The 13,162-nt window shown below is 35.2% G+C and carries 9 protein-coding genes, 6 tRNA genes and 1 rRNA gene; 4 read left to right on the forward strand and 12 right to left on the reverse strand.

The window, feature by feature from the left end; genetic code table 11:
• Positions 1 to 161: 161 nt before the first annotated feature.
• Positions 162 to 1,967 carry a glutamine--fructose-6-phosphate transaminase (isomerizing) gene (glmS, locus tag ACSULM_RS12025; protein WP_436863027.1) on the reverse strand — a complete coding sequence of 602 codons (1,806 nt, stop codon included), beginning with the start codon at positions 1,965 to 1,967 and terminating at the stop codon, positions 162 to 164.
• A 796-nt stretch (positions 1,968 to 2,763) separates the two neighbouring features.
• On the opposite strand from glmS, the gene ACSULM_RS12030 reads away from it, so the two are divergent.
• Genes ACSULM_RS12030 through ACSULM_RS12045 form a run of 4 tightly spaced genes read left to right on the forward strand, consistent with a single transcriptional unit; the run spans position 2,764 to position 7,914 of the window.
• Positions 2,764 to 4,299 (forward strand): PTS mannitol transporter subunit IICB, encoded by a 1,536-nt coding sequence (locus ACSULM_RS12030; RefSeq protein WP_436863029.1) that lies wholly within the window; start codon positions 2,764 to 2,766, stop codon positions 4,297 to 4,299.
• 40 nt (positions 4,300 to 4,339) lie between these two features.
• The gene (locus tag ACSULM_RS12035; RefSeq protein ID WP_436863030.1) at positions 4,340 to 6,370 is read left to right on the forward strand and encodes a BglG family transcription antiterminator; all 2,031 of its coding nucleotides are present in this window, start codon (positions 4,340 to 4,342) and stop codon (positions 6,368 to 6,370) included.
• Between the two features lie 6 nt (positions 6,371 to 6,376).
• The gene (locus ACSULM_RS12040; protein WP_436855856.1) at positions 6,377 to 6,811 is read left to right on the forward strand and encodes a PTS sugar transporter subunit IIA; all 435 of its coding nucleotides are present in this window, start codon (positions 6,377 to 6,379) and stop codon (positions 6,809 to 6,811) included.
• Positions 6,811 to 7,914 carry a mannitol-1-phosphate 5-dehydrogenase gene (locus ACSULM_RS12045; protein ID WP_436863032.1) on the forward strand — a complete coding sequence of 368 codons (1,104 nt, stop codon included), beginning with the start codon at positions 6,811 to 6,813 and terminating at the stop codon, positions 7,912 to 7,914. The genes ACSULM_RS12040 and ACSULM_RS12045 overlap by 1 nt, the downstream gene beginning before the upstream one ends.
• A gap of 111 nt (positions 7,915 to 8,025) precedes the next feature.
• Here ACSULM_RS12045 and glmM read toward each other — a convergent pair whose 3' ends face one another.
• The 11 genes from glmM to rrf all read right to left on the reverse strand — a co-directional run.
• A complete protein-coding gene (gene glmM, locus ACSULM_RS12050; protein WP_436855858.1) occupies positions 8,026 to 9,381 on the reverse strand; it encodes a phosphoglucosamine mutase in 1,356 nt (451 codons plus the stop codon).
• Positions 9,382 to 9,410: 29 nt separating this feature from the next.
• Positions 9,411 to 10,343 (reverse strand): CdaR family protein, encoded by a 933-nt coding sequence (locus ACSULM_RS12055; RefSeq protein WP_436863034.1) that lies wholly within the window; start codon positions 10,341 to 10,343, stop codon positions 9,411 to 9,413.
• Between the two features lies 1 nt (position 10,344).
• Positions 10,345 to 11,151, reverse strand: a complete 807-nt coding sequence (gene cdaA, locus ACSULM_RS12060; protein ID WP_069996356.1) for a diadenylate cyclase CdaA — start codon at positions 11,149 to 11,151, stop codon at positions 10,345 to 10,347.
• Between the two features lie 262 nt (positions 11,152 to 11,413).
• On the reverse strand, positions 11,414 to 12,322 hold the full coding sequence (gene rocF / locus ACSULM_RS12065; RefSeq protein WP_436863037.1) for an arginase: 909 nt from the start codon (positions 12,320 to 12,322) through the stop codon (positions 11,414 to 11,416).
• A gap of 248 nt (positions 12,323 to 12,570) precedes the next feature.
• Positions 12,571 to 12,643, reverse strand: a tRNA-Lys gene (locus tag ACSULM_RS12070).
• 3 nt (positions 12,644 to 12,646) lie between these two features.
• Positions 12,647 to 12,721 (reverse strand) — tRNA-Gln (locus tag ACSULM_RS12075).
• Positions 12,722 to 12,725: 4 nt separating this feature from the next.
• A tRNA-Tyr gene (locus ACSULM_RS12080) sits at positions 12,726 to 12,809 on the reverse strand.
• A gap of 18 nt (positions 12,810 to 12,827) precedes the next feature.
• Positions 12,828 to 12,903 (reverse strand) — tRNA-Val (locus ACSULM_RS12085).
• A 9-nt stretch (positions 12,904 to 12,912) separates the two neighbouring features.
• A tRNA-Glu gene (locus tag ACSULM_RS12090) sits at positions 12,913 to 12,984 on the reverse strand.
• A gap of 3 nt (positions 12,985 to 12,987) precedes the next feature.
• Positions 12,988 to 13,062, reverse strand: a tRNA-Asn gene (locus ACSULM_RS12095).
• A gap of 12 nt (positions 13,063 to 13,074) precedes the next feature.
• Positions 13,075 to 13,162: ribosomal RNA gene (gene rrf / locus ACSULM_RS12100) — 5S ribosomal RNA — on the reverse strand; the annotation flags it as partial.

Consider the following 13,162-nt stretch of genomic DNA (forward strand, 5'->3'; position numbering starts at 1 on the left):
TTATTAACATCTTACAATAGAGTGCCGTTTATGGGCATTTTTTTATGAAATTTTAAGAGTGTTGCACTTAATATTACAATCCGTCATATAAAAAAGGGTAGTATAAGCATCAAATTGTCATTTGATACCTATAACTACCCTAAAATTAGAACAATACTCGATTATTCAACTGTTACTGATTTTGCTAAGTTACGTGGTTTATCCACATCTAAGTCTCTGTGTAACGCTGCATAGTAAGAAATTAATTGTAATGCAACTACTGAAACAAGCGGTGTTAATAATTCATGAACGTGAGGAATCACATATGAATCTCCCTCTTTGTTTAAGCCGTCCATTGAAATAATACATGGATGCGCTCCACGTGCTACAACTTCTTTTACATTACCACGGATAGATAAGTTTACTTTTTCTTGAGTCGCAAGTGCAATAACTGGCGTACCTTCTTCGATTAAAGCAATTGTACCGTGTTTTAATTCACCACCAGCAAATCCTTCTGCTTGGATGTATGAAATTTCTTTCAGTTTTAATGCACCTTCTAAACTCACATTGTAATCGCCTGTACGACCAATAAAGAATGCATTACGTGTCGTTCTTAAGAAATCAGTTGCGATTTGCTCCATTATATCTGCATCATCAACAATTGACTCGATTGCAGTTGTAACTTTAGCTAATTCGCGTAATAAACTTACATCAACATCTTTGCCGTGCTCTTTAGCTACAATTTGTGACAAGATAGACAATACTGCAATTTGTGCTGTATAAGCTTTTGTTGATGCTACGGCAATTTCAGGTCCTGCATGTAACAATAACGTATGATTTGATTCACGAGATAATGTTGAACCAGCTACATTTGTGATTGTTAAAGACTTGTGACCTAAACGGTTTGTTTCTACTAGTACGGCACGACTATCTGCAGTTTCACCTGATTGAGAAATGTATATGAATAATGGTTTTTCAGAAAGTAATGGTGTGTTATACACAAATTCTGAAGAAACGTGAACTTCTGTTGGCACGCCCGCCCATTTTTCAATAAATTCTTTACCGACTAAACCTGCATGGTAGCTTGTACCTGCTGCAATAATATAAATACGATCCGCTTCTGCAACATCTTTAATTACTTCTGGATCCATCTTCAAGTTACCTTCTTCATCTTGGTACTCTTGAATAATACGACGCATTACTGCAGGTTGTTCGTGAATTTCTTTTAACATATAGTGATCATAAACGCCTTTTTCAGCATCTGCCGCATCAATTTGTGCAGTATATGCGTCTCTTTCTTGAACCTTACCTTCTTGATCTTTGATAATTACTTCATCGCGTTTTACAATAACGATTTCATGGTCATGAATTTCTTTATAACGATTTGTTACTTGTAGCATTGCAATCGCATCTGAAGCAATTACATTAAAGTCATCGCCAACACCAATAAGTAATGGTGATTTATTTTTCGCTACATAAATCGTATCTTTATCTTCGTTATCAATTAAACCTAATGCATATGACCCATCTAATAATGATACAACTTTCGTAAACGCAGCTTCAGTTGCTAATCCAGTATTTGAGAAATATTCAACCAGTTGTACGATAACTTCTGTATCTGTCTCAGAAATAAACGTTACGTCTGATAAATATTCATTTTTTAATTCTTCATAATTTTCGATTACACCGTTATGCACTAATGTAAAACGTTCTGTTGTTGATTGATGTGGGTGAGAGTTCTCATGGTTTGGTACACCGTGAGTTGCCCAACGCGTATGTCCAATACCCACATTACCATCAGTAGACTCACTATCTGCTACTTTTCTTAATTCAGCAATACGTCCTTTTGCTTTAAATACTGAAGTGCCTGTTTCGTTCACTACAGCAACACCAGCAGAGTCATAACCTCTATATTCTAATTTTTCTAAACCTTTTAATAATAATTCTTTCGCATTATCTTGACCAATATATCCTACAATTCCACACATTTACATTTTCCTCCAATTGACTTGGCGAAGAGACTATTGAACGTCTAGCGAATTTGAACCTGTTCAATATTATATAAACGCTACAAGACAGACTCATCCCTATTCTAATTAATAGTAATTGAATCTAGTACTCAATCGTTTGGTTATCTCATTCACCATATGTTCATTTATTTAGTTTTGGCTATCTTATTAACTTTGTGCACCAAGTTGCCCTGATGTTTTCCTTAATAAGTTCACGAATGAGCCACATCCGGGATAGCATCCGCCGATGGTTCGATAACTATCCTCCTCGTCTACAAGTCTTCACAAATATGTCTATTAAGATTTCTGTTTTAAATCTTAAATCACAAACAAATTTCAAATCACTTGTACAGGCGCTTTAATTGACCTACTACTATTCCTATCCTCCTCTCTTTCAATATTACTAATTGTACAATGTACTTCACACGGAATGCAAACAATTTATTAACAATAAATTTACAAGTGCGTGGGATTTCAATTAAACCTTCTAATTGATACTTCATAGTCCTACCATGGCAAGGATGAATAGAGTTGAAAGGTTTACCTGAACTGAAGCTCAGGTTTAAGTCTCACTAACTTAATAAATTAAGCAATGAGACTTTACATTTTCACCTCAATATATTTCTTATGCAAATTACATTTACCTTCTATATAAAGGCATTCACAAACTTGTCAAAAAGACTGTGACAAAATTGAAATTACTTTATATTGTTTATTTCTTTACCCACCCATACAATGAATATATAAATAAAAAGAGAAAAAGAGGTGCAATACTATGTCACAGACAGAAACTAAAGAAAATAAGGGAATTGGACGTAAGGTTCAAGCTTTCGGTTCATTTTTAAGTAGTATGATTATGCCGAATATCGGTGCATTTATCGCATGGGGCTTCATCGCTGCCATATTCATCGACGGTGGTTGGTGGCCTAATAAAGATTTAAGTCAATTAGCTGGCCCAATGATTTCATACTTAATTCCATTGCTTATCGCATATAGTGGTGGACGTTTAATCCATGAAATGCGTGGTGGTATCATTGCTGCCGTTGCGACTATGGGTGTTATCGTTGCATTACCTGATACACCAATGTTATTAGGTGCAATGATTATGGGACCACTTGTTGGTTGGTTAATGAAGAAAACAGATGAGTTTATTCAACCGAGAACGCCACAAGGTTTCGAAATGTTATTCAATAACTTCTCAGCTGGTATATTAGGTTTCATTATGACTATTGTTGGTTTTAAAATTTTAGCGCCAATTATGGAATTTATTATGCATATACTTTCCCTTGCAGTAGAAGCGTTAGTACATGCTCATTTACTGCCACTTGTAAGTATTATTGTTGAACCTGCTAAAATTGTATTCTTAAATAATGCAATTAATCACGGTGTATTTACGCCACTTGGTGCTGATCAAGCATCGTCAGCTGGACAATCTATTCTTTATACAATTGAATCAAACCCTGGACCTGGTCTAGGAATCTTAGTTGCTTACATGATTTTCGGTAAAGGTACAGCTAAAGCAACTTCGTATGGTGCTGGTATTATTCACTTCTTAGGTGGTATCCACGAAATTTATTTCCCATACGTATTAATGCGTCCGTTACTATTCGTAGCAGTTATTTTAGGTGGTATGACAGGCGTTGCAACATATTCGCTTCTTGATTTCGGATTCAAGAGCCCTGCTTCACCAGGTTCTTTCATCGTTTATATGTTGAATGCGCCTAAAGGTGAGTTCTTACACATGGTCATTGGTGTACTATTAGCCGCAATTGTTTCATTTATAGTTGCAGCACTTATTTTAAAATTCACAAAAGAACCAGCAGAAGATTTAGAAGCTGCTACTGAAAAAATGGAAGCAACAAAAGGTAAAAAATCAAGTGTATCTTCTAAGTTAACAGGGAATAAAGATAGTAATGCAGATGCAACGACTACAGGTGCAACTGCTAGTACAAGTCAAAATACTGATGAACAAACAGATGAAGACCTACTTGATAACTACGATACTGAAAACGTTGACGCGCATAATTACAGTAAAGTAAACCACGTTATCTTTGCTTGTGATGCTGGAATGGGTTCAAGTGCCATGGGTGCAAGTATGTTACGTAATAAATTTAAAAAAGCTGGTATTCAAGATGTAGATGTGACGAACACTGCAATCAACCAATTACCAAGTGATGCGAAACTTGTTATTACTCAGAAGAAACTTACAGACAGAGCGATCAAGCAAGTTCCAAATGCAATTCATATCTCTGTAGACAATTTCTTGAATTCTCCAAGATATGATGAATTATTAGAAAACCTTAAATCATAAATAATATCACTATATAGAACAATACTGGGAGGGTATGGCTATGTTTTTGAGTACACGTGAAAAAGAAATTATCGAAATGTTAATTAAGTATCACGGTCAATATGTCACAATATATGACATTGCTCAACATCTAGCTGTATCCTCTCGTACTATTCATAGAGAATTAAAATCTATTGAATCATTTTTAGCTACTTTTGACATTCAGCTAGAGCGTGTGACGAAAAAAGGTATACAAATAGATGCTAGTGACGCATCTCTAGTTTCACTAAAGCATGCACTATTACATGAAAATACAATAGACTTGTCACAAGAAGAGCAAAAAGTAATTATTTTATATGCGCTTATACAAGCAAGTACCCCCATTAAACAGTATGGGCTTGCTCAAGAAATTGGCGTTTCCAATCAGACATTGACAAAATTATTGGACGAACTGGATTTTGAATTGGCACAATATCAACTTAACCTTCAGAAGAAGCGTGGCGAAGGTATACAGTTACATGGACCAGAATCAAAAAAACGTGAATTACTAAGTCAATTAATGGTTAATAATTTAAATAGTACAAGTGTTTATTCAGTTATCGAGAATCACTTTGTCTATCAATCCATTAATCAATCTCAATTAGCTATGGTCGATATGGATAAAATCTTCCAAATCGAACGTATTTTAATGGATCACTTGGATCAGCTTCCCTATTCATTGACCGAATCCAGTTATTTAACTTTAACTGTACACATCGTTCTCAGTATTGATCGTATGCTTAATGGTCAATATGTCTCATTAAATAATGATATTTATCAAAGTGTTAAAGATTCGTTTGAACATGAAGTTGCAAAAGCACTAGCCTTACATCTGGAACACATTTATGGTGTGCAGTTTAATCAGGCAGAAGTCACATTCATTACGATTCACCTTAGAGGTGCCAAACGTAAAGAATCTGTTGAAGTGTTTAAAGACAGTAAAGATGAAGCTAAAATTGAAACTTTTATTCAATCCGTTGCTCATTTTTCCCAACAATCATTCAAAGAAACTGAAACATTGGCTGAAGGATTAAAACTGCATATTATTCCAGCAATTAATAGATTAAATGCGAATATTGAGACTTATAATCCATTAACTGAAATGATTCAAGATAAATATCCACGACTGTTTGAAAGTGTGCAACGTGCTTTAGTACAAACCTGGCCAAATTTTAGTTTTCCAGATAGTGAAATTGCTTTTATCGTATTGCACTTTGGTGGTGCAATTCAAAGCCAAGGCACACCTTTTTACAATGTGTTAGTCGTATGTAGTAGTGGTATTGGTACAAGTAGACTGTTAGCTACACGACTCCAACAAACATTCAGTGAAATTCAGAAGACAACGCAAGCATCCGTGGGTGATTTAAAATCATTAGACACATCACAATATGATGCAATTATTTCAACGGTAGATTTGGATATTCCAACTGCGTATATCACAGTGAATCCCCTATTGCCAGATGCTGATGTAAATCATGTTGCTGCCTTTTTAAACACACAGCAATACCAATCAAATAATGAGCAACCTGTACCAGCAAATCGAATGATAGAAAATCCCGATGATAAACTCACATTTATCAAAAAAGGACTAGAACTGATCGATGCAGTTGCCATCGAATATGCATCCGTTTCAAATTTACAGCAATACCTTACAGACACACTATTAACACAACAAGTCATAAGTGAAACTCAGTCATTCGCTGAACTTATTAAGCCGCATATGGATAAACAAAGCTTTGTACTCGAACCTTATCCTATTGCGATACCTCATTTAAAACATGACGTAATAAAGAAACCTTTAATATTAATCACCATTTTAAATGAACCGTTAGTGCTTAAAAGTAATCAAAATGACAATTTGACTGTTCGATATTTGTTAAATATGTTTATTCCACCAGATGATGCCTTGTCATCAATGGTAAGCGATCTTTCTGGAATTATGGTTGAACATCTAGACAATATCGACGACTTTATGCATTATCCAGAACAACTTCAAGATTTATTGAAGCAAAGTTATCTGACACAATTACAAAAATTATTAAATATGGAGTGACGTAAAATGAGCGAATTATTCAGTAATGAAAATATTTTTATCAACCAATCACTAAAAGATCAAAACGAAGCAATTGAAAAAGCAGGTAATGCTTTAGTTGCAAGTGGTGCCGTAACAGAAGACTACATCCAAGCTATGAAAGACCGTGAACAACTTGTATCTACATTTATGGGTAACGGCTTAGCAATACCTCATGGTACAGATGAAGCTAAAACAAGTGTCCTAAAATCAGGACTAACGTTAATTCAAATCCCTGAAGGTGTTGATTGGGAAGGCGAAGAAGTTAAAGTTGTTGTTGGTATCGCTGGTAAAGATGGCGAACATTTAGACTTACTTTCTAAAATCGCGATAACATTTAGTGAAGAAGAAAATGTAGAACGTATCATCAATGCATCTTCTGCTGAAGAAATCAAACAAGTCTTTGAGGAGGCTGAAGCTTAATGAAAGCATTACACTTTGGAGCAGGCAATATAGGTAGAGGGTTTATCGGATATATTCTTGCAGATAACAATGTAAAAGTAACATTTGCTGATGTAAATGCTGAAATTATCGATGCTTTAGACGCGCAACATGAATATGACGTTATTTTGGCTGATGAAGCGAAGACAACAACACGTGTTCACAATGTTGACGCGATTAATTCAGGTGGTCCTTCTGACAGTTTGAAGCAAGCTGTTTTAGAAGCTGATTTGATTACAACTGCTGTTGGCGTTAATATTCTTCCTATTATCGCTAAATCATTTGCACCCTATTTAAAAGAGAAGCAAACACCTGTTAATATTGTAGCGTGTGAAAATGCTATTATGGCGACGAATACATTAAAAGAAGCCATTTTAGATATAACAGGACCACTTAATGATCATATTCATTTCGCTAACTCTGCAGTAGACCGTATAGTACCATTACAAACAAACGATAACCTACTTGATGTTGTCGTTGAGCCATTTTATGAATGGGTTATTGAAAAAGATACTTGGTTTGGTCCTGAATTAGAGCATATTAAATATGTAGATGATTTAACACCTTATATCGAACGTAAGTTGCTTACAGTGAACACTGGTCATGCTTACCTCGCATATGCTGGTAGATTTTATGACCAACCTACTGTCTTAGATGCGGTTAATGATGAAAAGATAAACGATGGATTGAAAAAAGTGTTAAAAGAAACAAGTGAATATATTACTCAACAATTTAATTTTACAGATAGTGAACAATCACAATATGTTGATAAAATTATTGAACGCTTTAAAAATCCAAACTTATCTGATGAAGTGACACGCGTTGGTCGTGGTACACTACGTAAAATCGGACCGCAAGACAGAATCATCAAGCCTTTAAATTACCTATATCAAAATAATTTAAAACATGATGCGCTAGTTAAAACGGCTGCATTACTTTTAAAATATGATGATACAAACGATCAAGAAACAGTTGAGAAAAATGACTATATCAATAAACATGGTGTAGAAGCTTTCTTAAAAGAATATGCAAAAACAGATGACAATTTAACTCAAGAAATCGTTAAAGAATATAACGTTTTATAATTTAAAAGTAGCTGAGATTATCAAATACATTGATTAATCTCAGCCACTTTTTTATTTTACTATAAATAAAAAACGGCTAATGATTTTCATCATTAACCGTAAAAACAGATTCTATTCATCTAGACCCATTTTTTCTTGAACAACATCGGCAATCGTATTTGCATAACGTTGCGCATCTTCATCCGTTGCAGCCTCAACCATGACACGTACAAGTGGTTCTGTACCAGAAGGTCTTACTAATATACGACCTTCACCATTCATTTCCACTTCTACCTTCGTCATAATTTCTTGAACATCAATATTCTCTTCAACACGATACTTATCAGTAACACGTACGTTTACAAGTGACTGTGGGTATTTCTTCATCTGACTTGTTAATTGACTTAAACTTTTACCAGTCATTTTAATAATACTTGCCAGTTGTACTCCTGTAAGCAAACCGTCACCAGTAGTGTTATAATCCATTAGAACAATATGACCTGACTGTTCGCCACCTAAATTATAGTTGCCTCTTCTCATTTCTTCAACAACATAACGATCGCCAACTTTAGTCTTATTAGATTGAATCCCTTCATTTTCTAATGCTTTATAGAATCCTAAGTTACTCATAACTGTTGATACAATCATATTATTATTGAGTTCATGATTCTTACTCATGGCCTGTCCAATAATGAACATAATTTGGTCTCCATCAACGATGTTACCTTTCTCATCTACAGCGATTAATCTGTCACCATCACCATCGAAGGCCAAACCAAAGTCACACTCTGATTCCTCAACAACTTTAGCAAGCGCTTCAGGATGTGTCGATCCTACATCTTGATTAATGTTATATCCATTAGGATTACATCCAATTGTTACGGTATCAGCCTCTAAATCACCGAATAAAAATGGTGCTAATGAAGACGTAGAGCCATTTGCGCCATCCAATGCGATTTTCATACCATCTAAATCAACATCGACAGTTGATTTCAAGTAGCTGATATATTTTTGTGCACCTTCGAAATAATCAGAATAGTGAACAATGTCTTCGCCAACCGGTCTTGGTAAATCTGGATTCTCTTGATCTAAAAGTAATTCGATTTCTTGTTCTTGTTCATCAGATAACTTAAACCCATCAGAACCGAAGAATTTAATACCATTATCCGGAACAGGATTGTGAGAAGCAGATATCATAACACCAAGTTCGGCTTCCATTTCTCGCGTTAAATATGCCACACCAGGCGTAGAAATCACGCCTAAACGCATAACTTCAGCTCCGATTGAAATAAGACCTGCAATAAGTGCAGCTTCTAACATCTCACCTGACACACGCGTATCTCTACCTACTAGTACTTTAGGATGCTTTTCACCTTCATTATGTGCTAAAACATAGCCACCATAGCGTCCTAGTTTAAACGCAAGTTCTGGCGTTAATTCTTTATTTGCAACGCCCCTTACGCCGTCTGTACCAAAATATTTTGCCATTATATATATCTCCTTTATAATAAAAAACTCTATTTTATCGTAATTTTTGCAGTTGTATCACTTGGACTTACTTTTGTAACTTTGTCTGGAACTTGAAATTTCACTTTTTTCTCAGTTGACTCTGTCACACCTTCTAAATCTATTTTTGCAGTAATATCATCTATGTCTGCCAAGTCATCTTTATTGCCATAAATTTCAACTTCTTCATCACTTAATTTAATATTATCAACTTCTTGACCATTAGGTAGTGAACCAACTGCTTTTGTTTTCACTTTCACCTTTTTGCTATAGTCTTCAACTTTAACACTAAGATTTACCTCATTTGGTTGTATTGAAACATTAATTTTATTTAAATTTCTATCAAATGCTGTAATTTTCGCAACATCTGTTGTATCTTTAGAAACTTTGCTCTTATTTTTGTATGTTGCTTTTAAATAAGCAATTTTATCAATTTGTTTTTGTCCACCAGTAACTTTAACCGTATTTGGTGTAACACTTTGTTCACTCACTTTATAGTTAGCGTTCAAGTCATTGTTACTAACATCTGGCTCAACTTTTAAAGTCTTACTCACTTTCTTTTCAAGTGAGACAGTCGCTTCTTTAGGTTTCACAGTATAATCAATATCTTTATTCAATCCATTAACTTGAAATTGAGCAGTGTGTTTACCAGCCTTTTCACCACTTAAATCTAAAACTGCTTTAATGTCTTCCCCATTTTCAGCTTTTAACACTTGTGATTGTGGACCTGATATTTCAACATCCACCTTATCTGGAACATCACTTGCATATAAATTTTTATTATTATACTTAACTTGAACAGGTATATCTTGAATTGTTTCAGAAGACTTTTGGCTTAAATTATCCGCATCAAAAATATTTCCGAACATGTTATTGGCTGACAAAAAGAATACTATTGCTAATACAAGGGCAATTAATCTCAATCCCCATTTGCTTTCTAACATATTATTTCACACCTTTCTGTTGAAAGTGTGTGCCAAACCAGTGTTCAGCTAATAGTTCTTCAAAAGCTTCATTAGAAATATCTTTTCTCAATTTCCCATCAAATGTGACAGAAATTGAACCCGTTTCTTCTGATACGATAACCGTAAAGGCATCTGATACTTCTGATATACCTACAGCTGCTCGATGTCTTGTTCCTAAGCTTTTAGCAATTTTCGCACTATCAGAGAGTGGTAAGTAACTTGCTGCACTAGCAATTTTACTTTCTTGAATAATCATTGCACCATCGTGCAACGGTGTGTTAGGTATAAATACATTAGTTAATAATTCTTGTGATATCTCTGAATTCATTGCAATACCCGTTTCAATGTAATCCTGCAATCCAGTTTCCTTTTCAAAAACAATCAATGCGCCAATACGACGTTTCGCCATATATTGTACAGCTTTCGTTACTGCAGCTATCAACTTACCTTCATCACTGTTTAAATTCGTTGAATAACGTTTAAATAGGCTGCCTCGTCCTAATTGTTCTAATGCGCGTCTAATTTCTGGTTGGAAAATCACGATTAATGCTAGCACACCCCATTGGATAACTAAATCAAATAAGCGGGATGTCGCCGTTAAATTCAGCATTTTACTCACTTGTTGACCAATTACTATTACAACAATACCTTTTAATAATTGAATCGCCTTGGTACCTTTAAAAACTGTAATGAGAAGATAAAGTACATACCATACTATGAGTAAGTCGAGTACACTTGTTATTATTTTTACTGTACTCCAATTGTCAAAAAAGTTGGATAAATCCATAACATCTCCTCCGGTTATCTGTTCCCATGTTATATATTATACCAATCATAACACTAACTGTCATATTTAGTATTTAATTTTTGGACATAAAATAAAAAGAAAAGTCTATGAAATCTAATTTTCAAAATAGATTTCACAGACTCACTTTTTAAACAATATTGTTAAAAGTTTATTGCCATAAAATTCGTGATAGGTATTTCAATTGATATGGATTACAAACATAAATTAAGTCTATCAAAGATACAGCCACTCACAGAATTAATTATAATAATGTTTCTCCAAAGAAACTTCCTACTAAACCAACAGCTTGTTCCGCCGTATCGTTATTATGATCTATCAATGGATTCACTTCAACTAAGTCCATTGAAGTAATTAGTTTTGAATTGTGTAATAATTCCAATGCAAAATGACTTTCTCGATAAGTTAATCCACCCAATACTCTTGTCCCAGTACCTGGTGTTTCAATTGGATCTAAAGCATCCACATCAAGCGATAAATGTACACCATCCGTCTTCTTAGCTTTCAAATAATCTATCGTTTCTTCCATTACTTGCTTTATACCATATCTATCTACTTCAGCCATTGTATATGTTTTGATATTATGTTCTTTAATATAACGACGTTCACCAGCATCTAGATCTCTCATACCAATTAATACAATATTTTCTGGTTTCACTTTTGGTGTGTAACCTGAAATATTTACTAATTGTTCATCACCTTCACCTGCTAAGATACGTAATGGCATACCGTGTATATTACCAGAAGGTGACTCCTCAGGTACATTTAAATCACCATGCGCATCATACCAAATTACCCCTAAATTTTCATAATGCTTACTAATACCTGATATTGAACCAATTGCTATAGAATGATCTCCACCTAAAATAAGTGGAAAATGATTATTATCTATACTTTCAGAAACTGCATCGCTTAATCGTGTAGATGTCTCCACAATTTCCTGTAAATTTCGTAAACCTTGTTGTTCTGAATTAAACTTATTCAAATCTAACTCAGGAAGTTGTAAATTCCCTGAATCTTTGACTTCGTGACCTATTGCACTAATACGCGCTACTATACCTGCATAACGAATTGCATCTGGACCAAGATTTACCCCTAATTTTCTTTGTCCAAAAGTAGACGGTGCGCCAATAATTTCAATTGTTTTGTTCATTTATAAAACCCCTTTGTTATTATCTGATACTAGAATAATCTAAAAAGTTTGACATTTCAAGTTAACATTAATCATCAAAGATACTTCTATATAGCAGTTTTACATATAAAACCATAATAATGATTTATCATTCAATTAAAGTCTTTAAACCACAGATAATCAATGCTTTTCGTACATATAAATGTATAAACATTTTTTTATATTAAAACACAAAAAAAGTACTTCTCATAAAGAGAAGTACTTAAAAGTGAGCCATAGTGGGCTCGAACCACTGACCCTCTGATTAAAAGTCAGATGCTCTACCAACTGAGCTAATGGCTCTAATGGCTGGGCTAGCTGGATTCGAACCAGCGCGTGATGGAGTCAAAGTCCATTGCCTTACCGCTTGGCTATAGCCCATAAATGGTGGAGGGGGGCAGATTCGAACTGCCGAACCCGAAGGAGCGGATTTACAGTCCGCCGCGTTTAGCCACTTCGCTACCCCTCCAAGCTATTTAGTTAAAAATGGTGGAGAATGACGGGTTCGAACCGCCGACCCTCTGCTTGTAAGGCAGATGCTCTCCCAGCTGAGCTAATTCTCCAATATGTAATGACCCCGACGGGACTCGAACCCGTGTTACCGCCGTGAAAGGGCGGTGTCTTAACCGCTTGACCACGGGGCCATATGGCTCCACAGGTAGGACTCGAACCTACGACCGATCGGTTAACAGCCGATAGCTCTACCACTGAGCTACTGTGGAATAATATAAATTGCCTGGCAACGTCCTACTCTTGCGGAACGTAAGTCCGACTACCATCGGCGCTAAGGAGCTTAACTTCTGTGTTCGGCATGGGAACAGG

This window comes from Staphylococcus caeli, assembly GCF_051413795.1.
In the GTDB taxonomy this organism is placed as follows: domain Bacteria; phylum Bacillota; class Bacilli; order Staphylococcales; family Staphylococcaceae; genus Staphylococcus; species Staphylococcus caeli_A.